Here is a 24847-nt window from a genome sequence, read left to right on the forward strand (position 1 = left end):
TACTACATTGATGCATATGTAAATAAAACCCCACTACCATCATGTCCAAAAAGCTACAACGAAACGACACCTGCCACTGCGGAAGCGGAAAGAAGTACAAGAACTGCTGTATGGAAAAGGACAATAATAAACTATCCTCAAAATTAGGGGTTGTGGGATTGGTTGTGATCGTACTGCTTGGGTTATGGTTCTGGGGAACTGCCATGTCGAACAACGGAGCGGGTGTGCCCGACTGTCCGGCCGGCCAGCAATGGTCTGAAGCTCATCAACACTGCCACTGAGTTTAGGTACTTGACCTACGGCATTCTTTTATAAATTTTATAAAACGGAGCACTCGTAAACCGATATTATCTCGCAGGCTAATCCTAAGAGTAGAAATATAAGTTTATGAAACAGACCGGTTACCGTTTTACCTTATTCTTTGTATGGTTGATCTGTGTAATTTTAACCCCTGAAACGGGCATTGCTCAGACTCAGCAATCTTTCAGTTATGAACCGGTTGAGATCGAAGAGGATTTTGATATAAACGGAAAAATGGATGATCCGGCCTGGGCGAAAGCTAAACCTACCTTGCTTCAGTATCAGCGACAGCCCAACGATCAGGAGCCGGCCCCGGTTGAAACCCGGGTGAAGGTATTGTACAGTACCGATAACCTTTATATAGGCTTTGAAAGCATAGACCCTGAACCGGCAAGAATTCGTGCCAATGTAACCGACCGGGATGGGTTCTTTGGGGATGATTACGTGGGGGTGATCCTGGATACCTACAGTAATAATCAGCAGGCCTACGAATTTGTGGTGAACCCACTGGGCATACAAATGGATGCCACACGAACGTCCACTTCAGAAGATTTTAGTTATGATGCTCTTTGGTACTCCGAAGCCTCCATCACCGGTACAGGATACATTGCTGTTATGAAGATCCCATTCAAGAGTTTTAATTTTCCGGACCGGGATATTCAGAATTGGGCCATTCAATTCATCAGAAATTATCCGCGAAAGAACCGGTATCAGTTGTCGTGGACCAACGTAATGATGGATAACCCTTGTTTACTGTGCCAAAGCGGTCAGTTGACCAACATTCAGTATATCGATCGCTCGAATACTGTTGAGATCCTGCCATATGCAGCCGCCACTCATCGCGGAGCACTTCTGGACCCCAATAACGCAGAATCCGGTTTCGATAACGAAAAGATCCATACCAAGGCCGGAGGTAGTATATCCTATTCTCCAACCACCAACAGTTCTCTTGAGATGGTGGTGAATCCCGATTTCAGCCAGATAGAGACCGATGCCTCGCAGATCAGTGTGAACGAAACCTTTGCCCTCTATTTCTCTGAAAAACGGCCGTTTTTTGTGAAAGGGGCGGATCTCTTCAGTACGCGAGAAAATCTGTATTACTCCAGGACCATTAATAACCCTTTTGCAGCGGCCAAATTCACCCGGGCAACCAATCGTTTCAGTATCGCCTTTTTGTCGGCATACGATCGTGAAGCCCCCTTTATCGTACCGGGCAAAGAGCGCAGTTCACAGGTTCAGACCAATTTGAACGCATACAATAATATTCTAAGGGGAAAATATAATCTCGGAGAAGAATCGCACATCGGTTCATTGATCACGACCCGAAATTATGAAGGTGGCCATAATTACGTTGGCGGTGTTGATTGGGCACTTGCGGTTGCCCCGAATTACTATTTCAGGGGGCAAGCCGGTTATTCGAAAACTAAGGAGCTGGATGACATGGCTTTGTTTTCAGATCCGCGTACCCTGGGCAGTTCTTCTAATGATGCCGCCTTCAATGGGGAAAAATTTGGTGGGACTCTGTTGAGTGCAGAGTTTTCACGGGAATCCAAGTACTACAATTTCTCCTTCGATTACGATTCCTATTCCCCGACTCTTCAAACTCAAACCGGCTTTATCAATAACGTAGACCGCCGGCAGATCGGCTTTAGTCAGGGTCTCTCTTACTATCCTGATAACGATATGATATCTCAGGGGTCATTGAATGTAAGTGGAAACTGGCGATACGATTTTGACGGAGAGTTTCAGGAACGCTTCATGTTTGTACGGTTCAACAATAAACTGGTAGGGCAGAACGACCTGAACATCAATTTTTTACCGGTGAATGATGAACGATTCAGGGGGCAGATGTTTCGGAATATCTATCGTGGAACCATCAGTTTTAATTCCAATACATATGATACCTTCTCATTTGGCGGCAGCTTTGAATATGGCAGGAATATCAACCGCTCTCAGGTTCCTACCCTGGGTGTCGGTTACAACATCTCTGCGGATGCCACGGTTAAACCCACTCCGCGTTTCAGAATGACCCTCAATTACAACTACTCCAAATTATCTGAAGATGGTGGTGATCAAACCTACTACAGCGGTGATATCTATCGCCTGAATACGCGCTATAACTTTACCAAACGGTTATTTGCCCGCCTCATTACCGAATACAATTCCTTTAGTGAAGAGGTTCAGATCTACCCGTTGTTATACTATAAGGCTAATGCCTTCACCAAGTTTTATATTGGCATGACCAGTTATCACACCGATTTTTATGATAATTCCGTCAACCGATCTTATTGGGGATTCAGACAGACTCAGCGTGAGTTTTTTGTGAAATTTCAGTATCTGATCCGCAGTTAGTTCATTCATTTTTTGGTTTGAGCCGATGATGGGGTGAGCCTATATTTCTGCCAATAAATCACAATTGAATGAAAAATCCTTTCAAAAAGCCACTGGTATGGTTACTGCTGTCCATGGTGATCGCAGTATCGCCGTTTATACTTGTTGGCCTGGTCGATCTGATCGCAAATCTGAGTGGTTGTGATGTCAATGAGGGTTGCATTCAGCCCTGCATGGTTGCCGGAGTGGATATTGGCGGAATCCTGTACAGCTTATTTATGTCCGGCTGGTATCTCTTCATTACCTTTCCGATCGGCGCCATATTCTTTATCGGTTCCCTCATCTGGATGGCACGTATTTATCTGAACCGTTAAAGAACCAATTCTTCCGCGATCTTGTTGTAACCGGCTGAGATACTAATCTTTAGCGGAGCAGATATTGAGTGAAAAAAAATTCTGGTTACCGGTGTAACCGGATATATTGGGGGGAGGCTGGTTCCAAAACTGTTAAGTAAAGGGTACGAGGTTAGAGTTCTTTCCCGGGATGCCGGTCGGCTTGAAGGGCGTGATTGGATCGAAGAGGTAGAGGTTGTTGAGGGGGATGTACTTGAACCTGCGTCTCTGAATGGCGTTATGAATGGAGTGGATATCGCCTACTACCTGATACACAGCATGAGTGGGAACAGTGATGCGGATTTTCATGAAAGGGATATGCAGGCTGCCCGGAACTTTGGCAAGGCAGCAAAGCAAAATGGAGTTGAACGGATCATATATCTGGGTGGATTGGGGAATCAGGAAGATGATCTTTCCGAGCATTTATCTTCCCGGCAAAAGACCGGTGAAGTACTCAGGGAATCAGTTGTAGCGGTTACAGAATTCAGAGCGGCCATTGTAGTGGGTTCCGGGAGTAAATCATTTGAAATGATCCGTTACCTCACGGAAAGAGTCCCTATTATGATCAGCCCAAAGTGGGTTTATAGCAAGGTTCAGCCCATAGCTATCCGTAATGTACTTCAGTATCTGGTGCTGGCCATTGAAAAGCCGGAGACGAAAGATCAGATCATCGAGATCGGTGGAAGCAGTATCATTACCTATGCCGATATGATGAAGGTGTATGCGGAGATCAAGGGACTAAAGCGGTTGCTCATTCCCGTTCCATTTCTCTCGCCCGCGCTGTCATCCCATTGGGTCCATTGGATGACTCCGGTTCCGGCCTCGCTGGCCCGCCCGCTGATCGAAGGGCTTAAGAATGATGTATTGGTTCAGAATGACAAGGCAACGCAGTTGTTTCCTGAGATCGAGCCTATATCCTATAAAAAAGCGGTTGAACTAGCCCTTGCACGGCTTGATACGGATGAAGTTGAAACTACCTGGAATGATGCCCTGATCAGCAGTAAGGGGGACGAACAACCGGTTATCCTTGAGACCAAGGAAGGTTTGATCATTGAACGCCGCATTAGAAAACTGGATGTGCCGCAGAATCAGGTTTTTGATGTATTTACGAGTCTTGGTGGCGAGAAAGGCTGGCTGACCTTTGAATGGGCCTGGAAACTGCGTGGTATTCTGGATCGCCTGGTTGGAGGCGTGGGATTTAGAAGAGGCAGAAGGCATCCTGAAAAGTTACGCATCGGTGATGCCTTGGATTTCTGGCGGGTTGAAGCTTTGAAACCGGGGGAGATCCTCAGGCTTCGGGCCGAGATGAAAGTCCCCGGACGTGCATGGCTCGAATTTCAGGTAAGTACGGAAGAAAGCTCCGGCAAAACCAAGCTGGTTCAAACGGCTTACTTTGCCCCAAAAGGATTATTTGGCCTGTTATATTGGTATGCGTTGTATCCCATCCACTTGTTTGTGTTTTCCTCTATGATAGATAGTATTGCAAGGGAGGCTGAGGTTAAAGCAGGGAAGTAATCTAAATCTAAAAATAGTCTTATAAAATAGGTTTTACACCAAGTTTTTGAAGTTCCTGAAACTCCATTAGTAACTCATTCCTTATTCTTAAAAATGGGTATTCAAATCGATATGGCCACTCATTTCTCAGGTTCCTAAAGAGTACATCTTTATCCGGCCGATCAATAAGATCACGCAGGGCGGCATCATATCCAAGAATAGGATGGAGGCGCGTGATCAATTTGGTCAGATCGTACTGTATGTGTGCCAGGTCTTCGTTTTTAGTGATATTTTTTAGTTTAGTAGAAGATCGTTGCAAGCCAAAGAAGTCAGCGAGGTCATCACAGATCATTTTGGTGGCATTGATCTTGGCTTGTTCAGAATAGCCGGCGATGTGAGGTGTGGCTATAAAGGCCTGTTCTGCTGCCGTTACACTAAAGTCAGGTTCTCCTTCCCATACATCCAGTATGAAATGCTCTACATTTCCCTGACCATGAGCCTTCAATAAGGCTTGTTCATCCACAACCCCACCTCGTGATGCATTGATGACCAATTTATAAGTTTTTCCTTCCAGTTTTGAATCATTCAGCCAGTGATAGGTCGGATATTCTCCCTTTCGGTTCAGAGGAACATGAAAAGTTAGAATGTCGCAACTGAGCACCTCTTTGAGGGAGGCAGATTTAAATTTGGGATCTCTGATCTCACGGGGTGGGTCGTATGCCACACATTCAATATCAAATGAGGTAAGCAGTTCGATAACGGCACTTCCTGCCTTACCCGCACCAATCACTCCCACTTTACCAAACGATCTATCGTTGTGAAATTTTTCTCTCCAAAGGAGTAAGGCAGTCATGACATATTCAGCCACTGATCGGGCATTACATCCATTTGCACTTGATAGTTTGATGCCATGAGACTCAAGGTATTCATTATCCAGATGATCGGTTCCGGATGAACCGGTTCCAATAAATTTCAATCCCGATGGAATGTGAGGAAGTGTCTCTGCATTTAAATGGGTAACCGTGCGGACCAAAAGAGCATCAATCCCGGTCAGATCCGGTATGCCTTCAGAAGGATCGTACAATCTCAGGTTCACATTTGGAGGGATCAGTTCTTTAATCTTATAAAGATTTTGGTCGGCTGCTGCGTGTATCAAAAAATCTGATTTGTGTGAGAAAAAAAGTGTTTGAAAGCCTATACTTGGAACATGGATGCAAAATATAATATAGTTTCGATCATACGCAAAAAACGGGACGGGGAAACTCTCCTGAACGAAGAAATTAAATACCTCATCGACCGATATACAGCCGATGAAATACCGGATTATCAGGTTAGTGCTTTCCTGATGGCATGCTTTCTTAATGGACTGAATGATGAGGAATCGGCAGCCCTAACGGAATCCATGCTGCATTCCGGGGAGATCGTGGACCTGTCGGATATCAGTGGTAAGAAGGTAGACAAACATTCAACCGGAGGAGTAGGTGATAAACTTTCGCTGATTCTGGCACCCATTGTAGCTTCGGCAGGGGTTCCGGTGCCGATGATCTCGGGGCGGGGACTTGGTCATACCGGAGGCACGCTTGATAAGCTGGAATCCATCCCCGGCTTTACGGTGGATATGGATCTGCCTCGATACAAGGAGATCATTGCCAAACACGATCTTGTGTTAGCCGGGCAGACCGCAGAAATTGCTCCGGCCGACAAACGCCTGTATGCCTTACGTGATGTAACAGCGACCGTAGAATCCATACCTCTTATCGCAGGCAGTATCATGAGTAAAAAGCTGGCAGAGGGTATTGATGCGCTTGTGCTGGATGTGAAAGCCGGTTCCGGTGCCTTCATGAAAACAACGGATGATGCCATCAGGTTAGGTGAAGCACTTGTGGGAATCGGTACACAGTTTGAAAAAGAAACCATTGCCTACGTTACGAATATGAATCAGCCTTTAGGCTATAAGATCGGCAACTGGCTGGAAGTGGAAGAATGCATTGATGCCATGCATGGAGAAGGGCCGGATGATATCATGGAGATTACCCATCTTTTGGCAGGGACAATGATCTACCTGGGAGAGAAAGCAGAGAGCGTGAAAGAAGGGATCGATATCAGCAAGAAGCAGATCGAAAATGGAGAAGCGTTTCAGAAATGGCTGGATATTGTTGAGGAACAGGGTGGCGATGTTGATATGATCAGATCACCCAAAAAATATCCTCAGGCTCAATATGAATTTGTGATCAAAGCGGAGAGATCCGGATATATGTCGGAAATGAATTCCTACGAGATCGGGATGGCCTCGGTAGAATTGGGAGCCGGCCGGAAAAAGAAAGAAGACAATGTGGATCCGCAGGCAGGAATTGTGCTCAAAAAGAAAATTGGGGACAAAATTGAGAAAGGTGAAACAATTATGGTGGGTTATACGAACAACCCATCAGCAATAGAAGCTGCGAGTGATCAATTGATCGGTGCAGTAACCATTGCTGAAACTAAACCCGAATCAGTGAATTTGATCAGTCATATCATTGATAAGGACGGCAGCAGGGCATTTGAGCTTTAACTGCTTGAAATACACTAATAATCGGTTAATTTAGTTTGTAGTTTAACAGGGCATTAAAAAATAAAGGAAAGTATTATGTTTCAACGATTTATCCGCGCAATCAAATCTATGTTCGGTGGCTTGATCAGCTCAATTGAGGATCCAAAATTGATCCTGGAGCAAAATATCCGGGAAATGAACGATCAGATCCCTCAAATGAATGACAACATCGCAACGGTTAAAGCAAACCTGCTGATGCTTCAAAAAGAGCTGAACCGCAACGAAAAACAAATTCAGGATCTGACCAATAAAGTAAGGTCTGCTATTCAGGCTAACCGGGATGATATTGCAGAAGGCTATGCCCTGCAACTTGAAAAAGCCAAGGAAAGCCTGGTTCACACCAAAGAACAGCTTGAATTCGCTGAACGTGCATATGAAAAAGCACTTAAGGTGAAGAAAGTGTTCATGAAGGAAAAAGATCGCAAGATCCAGGAAGCCAAGGAAGCACTGCGTGCCAGCGAGCGTTCAGAATGGCAAGCCAAGATCGCCGATACCCTGGAGCAATTCGAGGTAGGAGGTATCGATCAGACCCACGATGAAATGATCAACCGTTTAAATGAGCGCTCTGCCAAGAATGAAGCGCGTATGGAGATCGCCTTAGACAGCATTGATACCGAGACCATGGAAATTGAAGCGAATGCCGAAAAACTTCGTGCGAAGTCACTGGTAGAGCAATTCAAGATGGAAATGGGCGAGAAGAGCGGTTCCATCAATATGGATGAGGAAGAGCCGGCCAAAGAACAAGACGGTTCCAAAACTATCGGTAACAAAGAAAAATCAGGTTCTTAACAGCTTACGGCCATGAGTACCAAAGGAGAAGAAGAACGCGAACGCCTGAAGCAGGAATACAAAGATCATTATCGGCGTATTAAGGAAGCTAAGGAGCGACTGAAGCGAGCCGAACAAAAAGGCAAGATCTCAGAAGCCGTTCATAAAATGAATGCGGATAACCTGCTCGAGACCATGGATGAATTCCTTGGTAAGGTTCGTGAAAAGGTAACTCATGTGGAAGCCCGGCTGGATGTGGCCTTAGACAGCCTGGAAGATGAATCCTCTGAAGCCGCCAGCAAGATCAAAAAAGAAGAGCTGGATGAGGAAATGAAAAAGCAGAAGGCTAAACAAACCCTCAAGCAGGTAAAAGCTGAAATGGGCATGTTGTATAGCGAGATCGAAAAACAGGCGGATGAGATCAAAACCGAAAAAACCATAGGCACTAAAAAACCGGAATCCTCCGCTGATTCTGACAATACCGATAATTCACCGGATGTGAAATCATGAGCGAAGACTTAAACATCAACTACACACGCGAAGCATTCATGAACCCCATTAATCTTGGGGTACTGCTGGTATCTACACTTACGGCATTCTTTATGAGTGGCTTTGGCGATGTATCCAGCATATTGTTGACCACGGTGTTTGGTGTAGAGCTGATGTATCTGGGTATTGTGCCCAAGCTGCCCCGGTTCAGAAAAAAACTGGAGCTCAAAAAGATCAAAGAGCGCCATGCGGCGAACAATGAAAAAGAACTGTTTCAGTCGCTCGATAATAAATCTCAAAAGCGATTTTTGGTTCTCAAGCACCTGGCCAAACTGGTTCAGGAAAATTTTGAAAAATTACCCTACAGTTCACAAGGACTTTTAGATAACATCGGCAAAAAGATCGATGAGCTACTTGGAAATTACCTGACCCTGCTGGATCTGATCAAGCGGTATGAAGTGTACCTTAACACGTCACTGGAAAGCAATCTGAAAGAAGAAGTGGTAAGACAGATCGAGGAGATCAAAACCCTGGAATCTGAGAAACTGAAGCGCACAAAAGCCCGCCGTGTTGCCATTATGCAAAAGCGGCTTAAGAAATTCAGCGTGGCCAAAGAGAAATATCTGGTGTGTGAAACGCATCTGGAAACCATTGAAGATGCCGTCAGATATATCTACGAGCAGTCTATGACCATGAGTAATCCGGAAGAGATCGGATTCCAGCTGGATAATCTTCTGAATGAAGTGGAAGAAACTTCACAATTGATTGATGACTTAGATCAGGATATTTTACCGGAGTACAATAACGAATGGGAGAACGATATGGATTTCGATTCCATATTGGATGAACTCTCTGACGAAGTTGAAACAGAAATCAAACCCGCAAGGAAAGTTAAAGAATAAACATGGCTCAGTCTTACGAAACGTTGCTTCTTGATGTTGACGAATCCGGAATTTGTACGCTTACCATTAATCGCCCCGATAAACTGAATGCTCTCAACAACAAGGTTCTGGATGAACTGGATGAAGCCGTTGATGCGATCAAAGAAGATTATAAGATCAAAGCCTTGGTCATTACCGGAGCCGGTGATAAAGCGTTTGTAGCCGGAGCCGATATCAAGGAACTGAGCTCGCTGGATCCTGTTTCGGGAGAAAAAGTTTCGGAAAGGGGACAACGGATCTTTCAAAAGATCGAAGACCTGACCATTCCCGTGATCGCAGCCGTTAATGGCTATGCTCTTGGTGGTGGGTGTGAACTGGCGATGGCTTGTCACCTGAGGATCGCTTCCCCCAATGCCGCTCTTGGATTACCTGAAGTATCACTTGGATTGATTCCCGGATATGGCGGAACCCAGCGACTGACCAAACTGGCGGGACGTGCCAGGGCACTTGAATACATCATGACTGGTCGTCAGATAAAAGCTGATGAGGCTTTTGAGGTTGGGTTGGTCAATCAGATCGCAGATGCAGATCCTGTTGAAGAGGCTAAAGCCATGCTGGGTAAGATCTTAAAGCAAGGTCCTGTAGCCATTAAAAATGCAATTCTGGCCGTTAAAGAGGCCGACTCTGAAGACGGCTATAAAGCCGAAGCTCGACTTTTTGGAGAATTATGCGGTACCGCTGATTTTAAAGAAGGTACCGGCGCATTCCTCGAAAAAAGGAAACCTAATTTCTCCGGTAAATAAGAACGAACTTTTTCTGAATGAAAGACGAACCTCCATCGGGTAGTTACACCACATTTAAATTTTTTGCAGACGGATCGGGAGGAATTCTATGACTGAATTTCTTTTGATCGTTGTAACCATCATACTCAGCGGATTCTTTTCAGGATCCGAGATCGCCTTCGTTACGGCCAATAAGCTGAAACTGGAAGTAGCTTCCCGAAAGAATAACTTTTTGGGGAATTCCATAGAGTTTTTCACGAAAAAACCGGAGACTTTCCTCACTACCACGTTGGTCGGCAACAATATCGTTAATGTACTGTATGCCACCTTCATGGCCATATTTTTGGTTGAACCAATTCGGCAGTTTAGTGAAGCCTGGTTTGGTGTTATTCCTACCGACCTCGAAACACTTTTGGTTCAAACCATATTAGCCTCTGTGATCATTATGCTGTTTGGTGAGATCCTTCCCAAAGCAATATTCCGGGCACTGGCTGATAATATGATCACGGTTATTTCGGTTCCACTGAGAATCGCATACTACCTATTCAGACCGCTGATTGAGATATCGCGAGGTTCATCCAATGTATTGATCAAACTGTTGGTCAAGGATGCCGAAGTACCCGAGAACTACTACCGAAGGCAGGATGTGGAGATGATCTTCAAGGAGCTGCGTGACAGTGGAGGCAGTGAGGATATTGACGAGGATGATTCCGAGATCTTGCATAACGTTCTTGAACTTTCGAACAAGCGGGTAAAGGATTCCATGATCCCGCGTATTGAAATTCAGGCAGTCGAAAAAGAAACTTCCATCGATGATGTGCTGGATATGTTCATTCAGTCGGGTCACTCCAAACTGCCGGTGTATAAAGATTCCATTGATGATGTGATCGGTGTGGTGTTTGCCCACGATTTCTTCCATCAACCCAAAAGCCTGCACGAGATCATCAGGCCGGTAAAGCTGGTGCCATCCAGTAAAAAATCCAATGACCTTCTAACGGAGTTCAGGCAGTCAAATATGTCTGTGGCCATCGTGCTTGATGAATATGGGGGGACAGCCGGAATGGTGACCATAGAAGACCTCTTAGAGGAGGTAGTGGGTGACATTCAGGATGAGTACGATGTGGAAGATGAGATCATGAAAAAGCTTACGGATAACAGCTATGTGGTCAGTGGAAATGTTGAGATCGAAGAGCTGTGTGAAAAATTCGAAGATATTGATCTTCCCGTGGAACCTTCTGAATACGATACCGTAGCAGGGTACATCATAAATCATTTAGGGCGCATACCCAAGGTAAACGAGGAAGTGGTGATAGATGGAAATAAATTCATTATCAGTAAAGCCACACCAAGTCGCATTGAAACGGTAAAGCTCGTGTTGATCGATTGACCTTTACTGAAAAGTAGTTAGATTGATCCGTTAATCAGAACCGCGTAAAATACATATCATGTTCGATCACTATCCGAAATGGTCTCAGGAATTTGCCAGAAAATACCTCAGCAGAACCATCAATCAGTTCATCATACACGGAAATGTACATGACCTGGTGCCACTCAAAACCGAAGAGGGTACTAAATTCAACCGTCTGAAATCATTTTTGTCGGATGAATTTTTCGGGGCTCGTGATTTTGTGATCTTTTATGACCGGGCATCGGGAATCTATTTTCGGGATAAGGAATCACAGGCTGATTTTAATCAGGCTATAGCCGGAAGAGACAGTTTGGTTGGAACCGATTATGCCAATAAAATGCCGAAAGATCCGGTTAGGGTGATGTCACTGCTGGAGCAATATTTCCGTCTCCGTCTCGACCAAAAGAAAAGTATTGGCCTTATCATAGACTATGCCGAAACCATAGTTCCAATGAGTGATGCGGCGTCCATAGGCAATGAGGACCGGACTTCCATGGTGTATTTGTCGCGCTGGGCCCACGACCCAATGTTTCTGGCATCTGATTTCACAACTGTACTCATCACAGAAAATCTTGCAGATCTGAATAAGACGATCGTGCAGAATCCCTACACAAGCGATATCAAGATCAATATTCCGGGCGATAACGATCGTCTTGAGTTCATAAAATATGAAACGGAAAAGGACGAGTGGAAAGATATATCATCGGTTAAAGCGGAGATCGTGGCTCAACAAACGGCCGGACTTAATTTTGTGAATATCCGCAGTGTGATATCACATGCAAGGGAAAACAAGGAGAAGATCACCTTTGAAGGGTTATCTGAATCCAAGAAGGAGTTGATCGAAGCCGAAGCGTATGGGCTTCTTGAGTTTGTGGAAACCCCATATTCTCTGGATAACGTAGCCGGACATAAACAGGTCAAGCAACACTTACGGCAGGCCGTGCAGGCTCTGAAAGCAGGTCGGCAGGATGTTATGCCAATGGGGTATCTGGTATGCGGTCCGGTTGGAACCGGTAAAACATTCTTAGTGACCTGTTTTGCCAGCGAAGTAGGTATTCCAATGGTGAAATTGAAGAATTTCAGAAGTCAGTGGCAGGGGGTGACCGAAGGAAACCTTGAGAAGATCCTCTCTCTGCTAAAAGCTATGGCTCCTGTAGCCGTTATGATCGATGAAGCGGATGCATACCTTGGCGACCGTGATGCGAGCGGTGACAGTGGTGTTTCGAGCCGCGTATTTTCACAAATTGCCACGTTTATGAGTGATACGGTTAACCGGGGCCGCATTGTGTGGTTCCTGATGACCGCCCGACCCGACCTTATGCCGGTTGACCTAAAGCGACAAGGTCGCGCAGAAGAACATCTCGCTTTATTCCCGCCACACACTCAGGAGGAAAGGGTGGAATTATTTGAAGCGATGGCAAAGAAAACCGGTTTGAAGATGACAGAAGCATATACGCCAAAAATCATTGAAAACGGGGATAAGACCTTTTCCGGCGCTGATATGGAAGCCGCACTGACCCGTGCCAAATTCCGGGCAGCAGCAGAGGGAAACAAAATAGTATCACCTGAGATCCTTGACCTTGCTCTTGAAGATTTCCTTCCGCCAACTTATCCGGAAGAAATTGAGCTTCAAACTCTGAGTGCGGTCATTGAATGTACCTCCAAAGAATTACTTCCCGAACGCTATCGGGATATGGACCGAGATGAGATACTGTCTACCATTGATGAACTTAGGTTCCGGGTTGGATAGGTACACTATCATTGATCCGAGGTACAGGTGATCACTCTGACGTCTTTAGGATCAAAATATAAGTTTTACAGTCTATAATGAATTATACAGTCTTATAAGCCGATAGTTGATTATATCGGGATCAATCCCCGAAACTGATGCCTACGCCTTTAGCAGTGTTCACCAGAAAGCTGTTCGGATCTACCAGGTTTTGACCTTGTGTGGCTGTTTTGAGTGAGACCGATGTGATCTCGTTATCCATGAAGGAAACCATCTTTCCAAAATCACCTTCCATAGCCATTTCCATGGCTTTGACACCAAACTGAGTGGCGAGGACCCTGTCAAATGCGATCGGAGTTCCTCCTCGCTGCAAATGCCCCAGTACCACTTCCCGGATGTCGTGAGTAAACCCGGCATTTCTGAGCTCATCGGAAAGCTGATAGGCCACCCCGCCTAATCGTGGATTTCGATAACCTGCTTCATCGCTTTTCCGGGCTACCACGGTGCCGTCTTTAGCCTTGGCACCTTCGGCCACCACTATGATGGCAAAGCCTTTGCCTTCTTTATACCGTTGATTCAGTCGCTCAACGACCTTGTTTACATCATAGGGGATCTCAGGGATCAGGCATACTTCAGATCCTCCGGCAACAGCCGCATGCAGTGCGATCCAACCGGCACCACGTCCCATCACTTCAAGTATCATCAGCCTGTGGTGACTTTCAGCCGTGGTTACCAGTTTATCTACAGCATCGGTGGCAATATCCACGGCTGTCTGAAAACCAAAGGTATAATCGGTGCAGGATAGATCATTATCAATGGTTTTGGGTACCCCTATAATGTTGACTCCTTTTTCATACAAAGCCTGACTTATCCTCTGGGAGCCATCACCACCAATGTTGATGACAGCATCATAGCCTTCTTCATCCAGATAACGAACCAGATCATCTGATCTATCGACCGTATCCCAGCTTCCGTCATCATTTTGAACCGGCCAGTTGAAGGGGCCACCTTTGTTGGTTGTCTTTAGGATGGTTCCTCCTTTGGCATGGATTCCCCTTACATTTTCTTCGTTGAGTTCGATGATCTCTTTTGGGTCCCGAAGGATGCCGTTAAAAGCTTCGATGCTTCCATGAACTTCCCAGTTGCCGGCCATTTCAGCTCGCTTTACGATAGCTCTGATCACGGCGTTCAACCCTGGACAATCTCCACCACCGGTTGCTATAAGTGCTTTTTTCATGATGATAAATGATTAAAGGTAAATTCAGATAATGAGTCAATTTAGGGAGGCAAGGTATAAATAATCTTCTTAATCCCGATAGGATATTATGATCGACTCATAGCAATGGGAGAAACGATGTTGCCTTCAGAACCCTTTTAAAAATGAATAAACGTTCAAAATAAAAACAGAAGTATTTATGAAGATCCTGATAATAGGAGCAAATGGCCAAATTGGAACCCGCCTGGTGAAACAACTAAAAGAAAGTGAACATACACCGGTGGCCATGGTTCGAAAAAAAGATCAAGTGGGTCAGTTTGAAAATGAAGGAATAGAAACAGTATTGGCTGATCTTGAAGAGGACATAGGTCATGCTTTTAAGAATGTGGATGGGGTAGTGTTTTTAGCCGGTTCTGGAGCACATACTCCTAAATCACAGACAAAGGTGATCGATGAACAGGGAGCCATCAAGGCCATTGATGCTGCAGTAGATGCCGGAGTGAACCGATTTATAATGGTGAGTGCCCTAATGGCTAACAGAGATCCAGGTGCATGGCCCGATTCAATGCAACATTACTATGAGGCTAAATCAAAGGCTGATGATCATTTGAGAAGTGCCGGCTTGAATTATACCATATTAATGCCGGGTCGGTTGACCATCGATGAGGGTAACCGAAAGGTGGAATTAAGTGAAGAGATCAGCGACTTAAAGGACCGAAGTATCACCCGCGATGATGTGGCTTCTGTGATCGTAGAGATGATTGATTCCGAGAATACCTATCACAAAAGCCTGGATCTGTTGCAAGGGGATGAACCTGTTCAAGAAGCGGTAGCAAAAATATCCTGACCAATAAAAAACCCCGGAGATGGTCAAATTTCCGGGGTTATGGGTATAAATAAGTAGTTTAGATGTGCAACTAACTACTCTCCTATTCAACAATAAATTTACCTTTCATCATAGCATAGTGACCGGGAAAGCTACAGATGAAATCATATTCACCTTTGGCAGGGGCGGTAAACTCGATGGTTACTTCTTCTCCGCCGCCCAGCATTTTGGTGTTAGCAATTACTTTGTCAGTACCTTCAGGGATATAATCATTACCTGCAGCTTTAGCAGCAGCGGCTCCGAATTCCTGAATATTGGTTCCTTGTTTTAGCAGAACCCAGTTGTGACCCATAGCCGCTTTAGGCAGTTTACCTACGTGCTTCAGGGTTAATTTTACAGTTTGTCCTTCCTCAACTTTGATCTCGCTGAGGTTGTACTTCATTTGGTCGTTACCTTCGATGGTAACTTCTACCACATCTTGTGCCATAACAGTTGTTGAAAGGGCCAATGTGATGATTGTCAAAAAGGATAATAAATATCTCATGGTGATGAATTGTTAATTGGGGTTAAAGCGATTCCGACCTCTATTTCAGATACGCTAGTCTTTTATTCGCTTCAAAGGTCGGTTACTTATGTGAATTTTTTGTGAAGCTGATATCATAACGTATTAAAAAGCACAAAAATTCTGTTTTTGTTGTTATTACAAGCCTCGTTCGGTTATTTTAGATCAATCCAAAAATTTAAGGAACTGCCATGTCTGACAAAATTAAATGGGGCGTATTGAGCACTGCGAATATCGGGATCAAACATGTGATTCCTGCCATGCAGAAAGGAACCCTGACAGAGATTACAGCCATTGCTTCCAGAGATCTTGAAAGGGCAGAGGAAGCGGCTCAAAAGCTGGGCATCATCAAAGCTTACGGAAACTACGACGAACTACTGGCGGATGACGACATTGACGCCATTTATAACCCATTGCCTAATCACTTACATGTACCGTGGACCCTCAAGGCTATTGAAGCAGGAAAGCATGTGTTGTGTGAAAAACCCATTGCCCTGAATGTTTCTGAAGTAGAGTCCTTGGTGGAGTACTCAAAAAAGTATCCTGATATTAAGGTAATGGAGGCTTTTATGTACCGCTTTCATCCACAATGGGATATCGTGAAATCCTGGCTGAGTGTGGGTATGATCGGAACGATCAATTCCATTCAGTCGGCCTTTTGCTATTTTAACAAAAACGAAGAGGATTATCGTAACCACCCCGAAATGGGAGGAGGGGGGCTGCTGGATGTAGGAAGCTACTGTATTTCCTCCGCCCGATATATCTTTGAAAGTGAACCTGAAAGTATATTGAGTTCCGTTGATATCGATCCGGAATTTGGCGTAGATCGCCATGTATCGGCTGTGTTGAATTTTCCGAATGGGACAGCAACCCTGTATTGTTCAACGCAGTCAGATCGGTATCAGAACATGACTATCTATGGAAGTGAAGGCATTATTGAATTTGAGATCCCCTTCAACCCTCTCGAAAAAGAGGTCAAAGTTTCATTGATCAAAGGGGAGAAGATCATTGAACAGAAAAAAGTTCAGGCCAATCATTATACATTACAGGGAGATGCATTCTCAGAAGCGATCTTAGAAAACGGCCCGGTACCAACGCCGCTTGAAGATGCTGTCGCCAACATGAAAGTTATTGATAAGATTCTGAAGGCTGGATAATAAATTTATTGGGTCAGAGTCGGTTTTAAGGGAGTAAAATGGGAATGAACACGTTCACTGACGTACCTGCGTCCGGTTTTGACTCTATAAACAGCTCTCCGTTCAGCGATTCCACCAAATGGCGGGCAAGCTGGAACCCATAACCGAATCCCCGTTCCAAACCGGTTCCTGCTGTTGATTCAGGGTTATCTGATAGAATTTCTTCGATCCTTTCGTGACTCATTCCTTTTCCATTATCCGTGACCCTGAATTTTAGAGTGGTTTCGTCAGTTTCAATCAGAGCCAGTTCAATATCTACACGACCACCGGGTTCCGTAAATTTGATGGCGTTGGTAATGAGGTTACCAAAGACCTGCATGAGTTTGTGCTTTGGAAAATACCGCTCAGGTTCTTCAGCTGAGACTTCAGCATATAGGTCAATGGATTTTGATAAAGCCTGTGGTTTATACAGGGCAAGCAGTTTTGCTTTGAGTTCGTTGATATTGGTCTGAAACGTGTATTCATCCACATCTGTACTGAGCCTGAAATCATTTGATAGAATATCATCGGCCAACTCAAGTACTGATTGTCCTCCACTTTTGATCAGCTCCAGAAAACGCCGATACTCATCAAAATCGGGATCCTCCAGTTCAGCCTCCATGATCTCAGCGATACCAATGATGCCGCCGATCGGTCCCCGGATGTCATGTGTGACCTTTTGTTGAACCAGTTTTAGATTATCTATCACTTCCTGCATCACCTTCATCTTATGATGGTTCTGTATGCAATTCATAGCCTGATCAGCGATGATATCTAACATGTCTTTCTGTGTGTCAGTTAGATCTTTAGGCTTGGTGTCCATAACACACAAAGCACCGACCCGGTTACCATCACCGTTAGAGAGAGGTATCCCATAGTAATATTGGATATGGGGAGACTGGATCACATACTGTTTGTCTTTGAATCGATCATCCTCAGTCATACTTGAAATTTCAAGCGGTTCATCACTTTGGATCACGTATTGACAAACGGTATCCTCACGTGGGGTGTGTCGGATATCAAGCCCATAATTTGAGATGGTCCACTGGGTATTTGCTTCTAGTAAATTGATGAGGGAAATGGGGGTTCCGGTGATATGTGCCGCCAGTTTTGTGAGATCATCGAGTTTTTTATCAACCGTTGAAAAATCGACATCCAGTTCTGCCAGTTTCAGAAGACGTCGAAACTCAGTTTTGGAACTCTGTGAGTCGGAATCCGCCATAATAGACCTAATTTAAAGCCCAGATCTCAACTTTATCAAGGGCAATGTACGGAACCGCTATGTGATTCAGATCCGTGTTGATCCCGATATCAGCCGGCCTGCCGGTGGTGTGTATCAGTTTCATTTCGTGCATTGGCCGGTACACCCGAATGGAAGAATCGTTCTGACTTGCCGAGAGTAAGTTTGTACCGAGAAATTCGATTCCATCAAAATTTCCTCCTTCAAGAGTGGCAAATTCATCTAATTCGCCGGTGCCATCAAAAGTGTAGAACACTTGATCACCACCCCAGGGAGCCAGTAAGAATTTACCGCTATTTGGATCTAACGTGATCCCATTTGGGGCGCTTGGTAAATCACTTAGAAAAATGGAAGGTTCTCCGTTTTCAATTTTATATACGACTGAGGTTCCGGTGTCCGTCACATAGAGTACACCATTTTCGTCTGCCGAGATGTCATTGAGGAAACCGATCTCAAATTGAGTGAAATCGATAAAATCGGTTTGTTCTCCGGTTGATCTATTGAATCCATGAACTCCCAAGACATCGGCGACCCAAAGCGTTTCATTTACTATGTACATACCTCTCGGAGCGTGAAGGGAAGCCTCATCGGTTCCAACCATGAATTTCAGATCCTGAATATTTCCCTCAGCATCTGCTTTTGTGACAAACCCTGTTGAGTCCTGATCATTGCCGCCACCGGTGAAATTGGCGATGAAATACACCTTTTGCTCCGGATCATACCGAACCGCTTCAGGGCCATCGAGTCCTGTGATAGTGTAAGCGATATCCGTTGAATCCTGTACGGTATTAAGTTTCAGGGACGATCGTTCTTCGGAAGATTGACATCCGATCATTCCAAACAGGATGATCGAAAAAAGCGCAATGGTATTAACTCTATTCATAAGGGTGGATTTAAGATTATTTGTTAAACCAGGTAATATCGCGAAGGTCGAATTGATCTTCCTTGTTCCAATCGGTGTTGAGGATCACTCCGCCAACTAAAAGTAAAGGGCTACTACCAAGATTTTCGATCCCTGAACCAATGATATCAGTGAGTTCTCGTTTTATCTGATCGTAGGCCACTTCGGTGGTCTCAATCACTTCATTTTCAGCTTTAGTGATCGTATCATAATTTTCTGTTAACACTTTGTTGACCTGTCCCTGCTGATAATCATTATGTGCAACCTCTAAAACGGCTCCTTTTTTCACAGCATTCAATCCTGCGATAAGCGACCCACAGCTTGAACTTGGTTGTTCCTGTCCTTCTCTCAGTACCTTTCCAAAAGTTCCATCTCCGGTAACACCAATATGTGGACCATAGAGGATCATAGCTGCTCCATCATTCGGAATATGACTGGCAAAAGCTGCAAAACCTGTTTTTCCGGTGAATGGTAAGCCCGATATACCCCCGAAGAAAAACGGCCCGGGTGCTTTAAAATGCTCACCTAAGGTTAAAAAGGTATTGTTGATCTCGTCGCTGCAAATTGAAGTCCCCCAAATGGAATTGGATATTGGTACTTCGTTGGTATCAAATTCTTTTTTAATGGTTTCTTTAAGATCAGTGACCGAAACGGCTTTGGTATAATAGTCAGAGATATGTTTCATAGGAGTTAATTGAAATGTTTGGTTATCATATCAAATGTACTAAACCCAATTTAGGGAAAATAAATCCCGGTTGTTAAAATTGATATGAATTTGAAAGCTGAATTTTCAGATCTTTTCAATTGCAGTGATGATCCTAAATTATTTTTCACCTCAAATTCATAACAGAAGCTTTTTATCCGTATCTTTAGGGCTTATTGAAAAAACCGTGAGTTCGCGATAAGACTGGAATCCTATACTTTTCAGGTTTATAGAACCTTGCTGGCCTTTGTAAATCAAGCAGTCGCGCTTGCCTCTTGTCCATAGCTCACCCATTTAACATTCCGGGCAAGAAGCAGTACAGCACCAATTTCTGAACGGGATAAAAACGACTAAAAATTACTATATGTCAACGTTCAAAGAATTGGGCCTGTCGCCCGAAATATGTAAAGCTGTAGAAGATCTCGGCTTTAAAAACCCTACTGAAGTACAGGAAAGAGCTATTCCTACCATTTTAGCTTCACAAAGAGATCTCGTGGCCCTGGCCCAAACTGGTACCGGTAAGACCGGAGCTTTTGGTATGCCCGTGCTGCAACAAGTGGATGCCAACTCAGACAATGTTCAGGTTTTGGTGCTTTCACCAACCCGCGAACTGGCCATACAGATCGAAAAAGATCTTAAAGCTTTTGCCAAATATCAGAAGGGGATCAGCACGGTTGCCGTTTATGGTGGTGCTAACATTTCAACCCAAATTCGCGCTCTCAAAAGAGGGACTCAGGTTGTGATCGGAACCCCGGGCCGTATGCTGGATCTGATCCGAAGAGGAAAACTGGACGTGACCAATGTGCGTTCTTTGATCCTTGATGAGGCTGATGAAATGTTGAATATGGGTTTTCAGGATGACCTGGATGCTATTCTTCATGACACCCCGAAGGAAAAGCAAACGCTGCTGTTTTCAGCTACCATGCCAAAACAGATCTCAAAAATGGCACGCAAGTACATGCATGATCCTGAAGAAATCCAAGTCAATGCCCGTAACTCAGGTGCCCTGAATGTAGAGCACCATTTCTATATGGTGAACGCCAAAGATCGTTATGATGCACTCAAGCGTATTGCAGATGTAAATCCTGATATCTATGGGATCATCTTTTGCAGAACCCGACGTGAAACAGCCGATATTGCCTCTAAGCTTTCCAAGGAAGGATATAATGCCGACTTGCTGAATGGGGACCTTTCGCAAAACCAGCGTGATGAAGTGATGAACCGATTCCGTTCCGGTGAACTTCAACTATTGGTTGCTACCGATGTTGCTGCCCGTGGATTGGATGTAGACAGTCTCACGCATGTGATCAATTATAACCTGCCCGATGACCTGGAAGTTTATATTCACAGAAGTGGACGTACCGGTCGTGCAGGTAACAGTGGGATCTCTGTTTCCATCATTCACACACGTGAAATGAATAAGATCAGAGCACTGGAAAAAATGTCCGGTAAGGATTTCATCAAACAAGACGTACCGAAAGGTGAAGAAGTTTGTGGGGTTCGCATGATGGATATGGTTGAGAAGCTCAGAACAACGGAAGTCAATGAAAAGCAGATCGAAAAGTATTTGCCGGAAGTCTATGAGCGACTTTCTGATCTGGGATGGCAGGAACTCATTCAGCATTTTGTTTCCATGGAATTCAATCAGATCCTGGAATACTACGAGCAAGCCGGTGATATTAACGCTTCTGCCGGACGATCCAATAAAAAGAGTAACAAGCGAAATTCTTCGAAGAAGGGAGATCGTAACTCAAACGGACGCAGCAATAACCGTGTGGCTGAAGAGGGTTTTACCCGTTATTTCCTGAATGTTGGTCAGCGTGACGGATTGAATCCTGCCCGACTCATGGGTGTGGTGAATGAACAAATGCACGGCAAGAAGCCTGATTTCGGTAAGATCGATATTCAAACCAATTTCTCATTCTTTGAGGTTGAGGAAGGATTTGATTCAAAACTGTTTGATGCCATGAACGGAACACAGTTTGAAGGCCGTGATATCAGTGTTGAACTGGCTAAGCCTGATAAAAATGGCTCATCTTCCGCTTCCGGAAATAGCGGAAGATCGAACAAGGGAAAGAGAAACTCCGGTGGCTCCAAAAAAGCCAAAGGCGGTCGTATCAAAAAGAAAAGAAGTCCCGAAGTTTACGCCTAATCATTTGGCTCCGATGCAATTCGCTCGGAGCCGATTTTTAGAGCTATAGGCTCATGGTGCATTAAGATTAAACCGGGTTTGTTTTGAAGCTCGACTGAGCTCAAATTATGCATTAAGACCCTACATTACAGATTCGATCAGGACGCTCTGCGTCGGAGCGTAAAGTAAAATTTGTAAGCCCTGTTCCAGCAATGGTTCAGGGCTTTTTTATTGGTTTTATCCTGATAGGGTAAAACCGTAGGGGCAATTCATGAATTGCCCCTACGGTTATTAAATTAGGTAGGTAAATGGGTGAAGGGCATTTCGGAGTCATTCTTCAAAACTAGTAGATACCAATTTTAATGGAATCAGAATGAGGAGCCGAAAACAAGTTTGCCACCAATCATTCGTCAGACGGACTTTAGCCGTCGGACGAAATTCTTAGTGAATCTGTGTAATCTCTAAATCCCCTTGATCAGTGATTCAGAGCTTGGTTGGGTTCGGCGCATCCCCATAAACTTCTTTGGGGTCGAAGACTTTTTCGTCTTCCTCGAAGTTCAATTCACCGTCTTTTTTCTCAAATTCCTCACCGGTTGGGACACTGCGGTAGAAGCAGGAGCGATATCCAACATGGCAGCTTGCACCGTTTCCTTGCACTTCCACACGAAGCCATACGCAGTCCTGATCGTCATCGATGCGCATTTCCTTCACGGTTTGCACGAGGCCGCTGGTGGCTCCTTTATGCCATAAGGTCTCACGACTTCGGCTGTAATACACGGCTTCACCGATCTCTATGGTCTTTTTGAAGGCTTCTTCATTCATATATCCATGCATCAGTAGCTCTCCGGATTCATAGTCAGTGGTTACAACGGGAATTAACCCATCCTCCTGAAATTTAGGAGCCAGATCGGTTCCTTCTTCTACTTGTTCTACAGTAATGCGCTTTTTGAATGCTATGTTTGACATGGTGTTAAGTGATGTTGTCTTTCTGAGTGCAAGCAAAGAATCTTCGTAGATTCATTTTTGAAGATCCTTCGGGAGTACCCTCAGGATGACTGTCTTAATTTAAGTTAGTAGGTCAATAATTTAGTGTGTTGTTACGTGCTTCGACTTGCCTACTCGGCAGACAGTTCGGAGCGAAAATTGATGTCGAATCCAACCATTCATCAGACGGGTTTTGAGCCGTTTGAAGAAGAATCTTCTTCAATATTCAATGTTGAATGTTCGGGATTAGATGTTCTTTTTGGAACCGGATCATACCCTTCGCCGCCCCAGGGGTGACAGCTGCCAATCCGCTTGATGCCCAACCAGAAGCCTTTCAATGGTCCCCATTCATTCACTGCCTCGATCATGTAATGAGAACAGGTGGGGGTGTACCGGCAACTTTTACCCAGCCAGGGAGAAATGGCTAACTGATAGAAACGGACCAGAATAATGATCAGTTTGCTGAATATGACCTTCAGCCAGTTCATTACTCGGTTTCGAAGGTTGTACCTTCTTTTCCATCCATTAGCTGAACACCCAGTTCTTTAAGATCATCACGGATCTTATCCGAGAGTTCAAAATTCTTATTGCTTCGAGCATCTTTCCGGATCTCGATCAACAACTCGATCAATCCTTTGGTCAGCTCTTCATTACTTCCGCCTTCCTGTGGCCATATCCCTAATACTCCATCCACAAAATCATGAAGAAATACTTTGATCTCATCAAGATTGGATGGAGCTTTTTTATCGGTGATCTGCTTACGGATCTCTTTTAATTGCTCAAAGAGGATCGCAATGGCCTGAGCCGAGTTAAAGTCGTCATTCATAACGCCTTCAACAGAGTTCTTCAACTCTTCAAGTTCAAAGGCTTCACCATTACCTGCTTCAGCACTCTCAATAGTGTTGATCATAGAATGCAGATTCTTAAGTCCTGTTTCAGCCGCGCCTAAAGCATCTTCTGAAAAGTCAGTGGTACTGCGATAGTGAGACTGAAGGAGGAAGAAGCGAATAACCTCCGGTGGCCACGCTCTGGTGAGTAGCTTATGGTCTCCGGTAAAAAATTCGTGCAGGTTGATCGCGTTACCCAGCGATTTACCCATTTTCTGGCCTTCAAGAGTAACCATGTTGTTGTGCAGCCAGTATTTAACAAATTCCTTATCGTGTGCACATTCAGCCTGGGCGATCTCACATTCGTGATGTGGAAATTGATTTTCGAGTCCACCGCCGTGTATATCAAAACTCTCTCCCAGGTACTTTGTACTCATGGCTGAACACTCAACGTGCCAACCCGGGTAGCCAACGCCCCAGGGGGAGTCCCATTTCATAATGTGGTTGTCATCGGCTTTTTTCCAAAGGGCAAAATCCTCGGGACTTCGCTTATCAGAGGCCGTTTCAACTCGGGTTCCGGATTCAGCGTCTTCGGTCTTTCGACCGCTCAGTTTTCCATATTCAGGGTCAGAAGACACATCAAAATAGACATTACCGTTAACCTCGTAAGCATGTCCGTTTTCGATCAACTGCTGGACCATCGCGATCTGCTCCGGTATATGTCCGGTGGCTCTCGGCGAAATATCCGGTCTCAAAACATTCAGGGCATCCATATCGCGAAAGTAGGTATAAGTGTACTTCTCAGCGATCTCCATTGGCTGTACCTTTTCGATCCGGGCCTGCTTACTGAGTTTATCTTCACCTTCTTCAGCATCACCAACCAGATGGCCAACATCGGTGATATTTTGCACATAACGAACTTTATAACCGAGGTAACGGAGGTAGCGTAAGATCACATCAAAAGAAACATAGCTTTTGGCATGTCCAAGATGAGCATCCCCATACACAGTGGGACCACACACATACATCCCCACATGAGGCGGGTTCAGTGGTTCAAACGGTTCTTTCTTTCGTGATAGGGTGTTGTAAACCTGAAGTTGTTTTGCTTTATCAGCCAC

Annotated in this window: 23 protein-coding genes; 14 read left to right on the forward strand and 9 right to left on the reverse strand. The window is 44.7% G+C overall.

What is annotated here, in order from left to right; genetic code table 11:
• The first annotated feature begins 41 nt into the window (after positions 1–41).
• The 4 genes from C3B73_RS11360 (at position 42) to C3B73_RS11375 (ending at position 4538) form a co-directional block, all read left to right on the forward strand.
• The gene (locus tag C3B73_RS11360) at positions 42–281 is read left to right on the forward strand and encodes an SEC-C metal-binding domain-containing protein (protein ID WP_103665713.1); all 240 of its coding nucleotides are present in this window, start codon (positions 42–44) and stop codon (positions 279–281) included.
• A 106-nt stretch (positions 282–387) separates the two neighbouring features.
• A complete protein-coding gene (locus C3B73_RS11365; RefSeq protein WP_103665714.1) occupies positions 388–2652 on the forward strand; it encodes a DUF5916 domain-containing protein in 2265 nt (754 codons plus the stop codon).
• A gap of 68 nt (positions 2653–2720) precedes the next feature.
• On the forward strand, positions 2721–3005 hold the full coding sequence (locus C3B73_RS11370) for a hypothetical protein (RefSeq protein ID WP_103665715.1): 285 nt from the start codon (positions 2721–2723) through the stop codon (positions 3003–3005).
• An 81-nt stretch (positions 3006–3086) separates the two neighbouring features.
• The gene (locus C3B73_RS11375; protein WP_269801011.1) at positions 3087–4538 is read left to right on the forward strand and encodes an SDR family oxidoreductase; all 1452 of its coding nucleotides are present in this window, start codon (positions 3087–3089) and stop codon (positions 4536–4538) included.
• Positions 4539–4557: 19 nt separating this feature from the next.
• Here C3B73_RS11375 and C3B73_RS11380 read toward each other — a convergent pair whose 3' ends face one another.
• Complete coding sequence (locus C3B73_RS11380; protein WP_157939489.1) at positions 4558–5673, reverse strand: 4-phosphoerythronate dehydrogenase; 1116 nt, start codon at positions 5671–5673, stop codon at positions 4558–4560.
• A 51-nt stretch (positions 5674–5724) separates the two neighbouring features.
• Between C3B73_RS11380 and C3B73_RS11385 the strand changes: the two genes are divergently transcribed.
• From C3B73_RS11385 to C3B73_RS11415, 7 genes are all read left to right on the forward strand, one after another.
• Entirely contained in the window at positions 5725–7068 is a 1344-nt protein-coding gene (locus C3B73_RS11385; RefSeq protein WP_103665718.1) for a thymidine phosphorylase, read from the forward strand.
• A 75-nt stretch (positions 7069–7143) separates the two neighbouring features.
• Positions 7144–7896: a PspA/IM30 family protein gene (locus C3B73_RS11390; protein ID WP_103665719.1), complete on the forward strand. Its 753-nt coding sequence runs from the start codon at positions 7144–7146 to the stop codon at positions 7894–7896.
• A 12-nt stretch (positions 7897–7908) separates the two neighbouring features.
• On the forward strand, positions 7909–8385 hold the full coding sequence (locus C3B73_RS11395) for a hypothetical protein (protein ID WP_103665720.1): 477 nt from the start codon (positions 7909–7911) through the stop codon (positions 8383–8385).
• Positions 8382–9266 (forward strand): hypothetical protein, encoded by an 885-nt coding sequence (locus C3B73_RS11400; protein WP_103665721.1) that lies wholly within the window; start codon positions 8382–8384, stop codon positions 9264–9266. Before C3B73_RS11395 ends, C3B73_RS11400 begins: the two co-directional genes overlap by 4 nt.
• A 2-nt stretch (positions 9267–9268) precedes the next feature.
• Entirely contained in the window at positions 9269–10048 is a 780-nt protein-coding gene (locus C3B73_RS11405; RefSeq protein ID WP_103665722.1) for an enoyl-CoA hydratase/isomerase family protein, read from the forward strand.
• Positions 10049–10136: 88 nt separating this feature from the next.
• On the forward strand, positions 10137–11414 hold the full coding sequence (locus tag C3B73_RS11410; protein WP_103665723.1) for a hemolysin family protein: 1278 nt from the start codon (positions 10137–10139) through the stop codon (positions 11412–11414).
• A 58-nt stretch (positions 11415–11472) separates the two neighbouring features.
• Positions 11473–13185: an ATP-binding protein gene (locus C3B73_RS11415; RefSeq protein ID WP_103665724.1), complete on the forward strand. Its 1713-nt coding sequence runs from the start codon at positions 11473–11475 to the stop codon at positions 13183–13185.
• A 121-nt stretch (positions 13186–13306) separates the two neighbouring features.
• On the opposite strand, the gene C3B73_RS11420 is transcribed toward C3B73_RS11415, so the two are convergent.
• The gene (locus C3B73_RS11420) at positions 13307–14401 is read right to left on the reverse strand and encodes a 6-phosphofructokinase (protein WP_103665725.1); all 1095 of its coding nucleotides are present in this window, start codon (positions 14399–14401) and stop codon (positions 13307–13309) included.
• 178 nt (positions 14402–14579) lie between these two features.
• Here C3B73_RS11420 and C3B73_RS11425 point away from each other — a divergent pair, with 178 nt between their 5' ends.
• Entirely contained in the window at positions 14580–15227 is a 648-nt protein-coding gene (locus C3B73_RS11425) for an SDR family oxidoreductase (protein WP_103665726.1), read from the forward strand.
• Positions 15228–15309: 82 nt separating this feature from the next.
• Here the strand turns inward: C3B73_RS11425 and azu are convergent, their stop codons facing one another.
• Positions 15310–15693: an azurin gene (gene azu, locus C3B73_RS11430; protein WP_408609859.1), complete on the reverse strand. Its 384-nt coding sequence runs from the start codon at positions 15691–15693 to the stop codon at positions 15310–15312.
• A gap of 266 nt (positions 15694–15959) precedes the next feature.
• On the opposite strand from azu, the gene C3B73_RS11435 reads away from it, so the two are divergent.
• The gene (locus C3B73_RS11435; RefSeq protein ID WP_103665728.1) at positions 15960–16925 is read left to right on the forward strand and encodes a Gfo/Idh/MocA family protein; all 966 of its coding nucleotides are present in this window, start codon (positions 15960–15962) and stop codon (positions 16923–16925) included.
• Between the two features lie 25 nt (positions 16926–16950).
• On the opposite strand, the gene C3B73_RS11440 is transcribed toward C3B73_RS11435, so the two are convergent.
• The 3 genes from C3B73_RS11440 to C3B73_RS11450 are packed head-to-tail and all read right to left on the reverse strand — an operon-like array spanning position 16951 to position 19769.
• Positions 16951–18165, reverse strand: coding sequence for a GAF domain-containing sensor histidine kinase (locus tag C3B73_RS11440; protein ID WP_103665729.1), 1215 nt, complete (start codon positions 18163–18165; stop codon positions 16951–16953).
• A gap of 7 nt (positions 18166–18172) precedes the next feature.
• A complete protein-coding gene (locus tag C3B73_RS11445) occupies positions 18173–19066 on the reverse strand; it encodes an SMP-30/gluconolactonase/LRE family protein (protein ID WP_103665730.1) in 894 nt (297 codons plus the stop codon).
• A 16-nt stretch (positions 19067–19082) separates the two neighbouring features.
• On the reverse strand, positions 19083–19769 hold the full coding sequence (locus C3B73_RS11450; protein WP_103665731.1) for a hypothetical protein: 687 nt from the start codon (positions 19767–19769) through the stop codon (positions 19083–19085).
• 382 nt (positions 19770–20151) lie between these two features.
• Here C3B73_RS11450 and C3B73_RS11455 point away from each other — a divergent pair, with 382 nt between their 5' ends.
• Positions 20152–21939, forward strand: a complete 1788-nt coding sequence (locus tag C3B73_RS11455; protein ID WP_103665732.1) for a DEAD/DEAH box helicase — start codon at positions 20152–20154, stop codon at positions 21937–21939.
• Between the two features lie 462 nt (positions 21940–22401).
• On the opposite strand, the gene hisI is transcribed toward C3B73_RS11455, so the two are convergent.
• The 3 genes from hisI to cysS all read right to left on the reverse strand — a co-directional run bounded on the left by hisI (position 22402) and on the right by cysS (position 24847).
• Positions 22402–22884: a phosphoribosyl-AMP cyclohydrolase gene (hisI, locus tag C3B73_RS11460; RefSeq protein WP_103665733.1), complete on the reverse strand. Its 483-nt coding sequence runs from the start codon at positions 22882–22884 to the stop codon at positions 22402–22404.
• 200 nt (positions 22885–23084) lie between these two features.
• Positions 23085–23390: a membrane protein insertion efficiency factor YidD gene (yidD, locus tag C3B73_RS11465; RefSeq protein WP_103665734.1), complete on the reverse strand. Its 306-nt coding sequence runs from the start codon at positions 23388–23390 to the stop codon at positions 23085–23087.
• The gene (gene cysS / locus C3B73_RS11470; protein WP_103665735.1) at positions 23390–24847 is read right to left on the reverse strand and encodes a cysteine--tRNA ligase; all 1458 of its coding nucleotides are present in this window, start codon (positions 24845–24847) and stop codon (positions 23390–23392) included. The genes yidD and cysS overlap by 1 nt, the downstream gene beginning before the upstream one ends.

It is taken from the genome of Gracilimonas amylolytica (assembly GCF_002911695.1).
In the GTDB taxonomy this organism is placed as follows: domain Bacteria; phylum Bacteroidota; class Rhodothermia; order Balneolales; family Balneolaceae; genus Gracilimonas; species Gracilimonas amylolytica.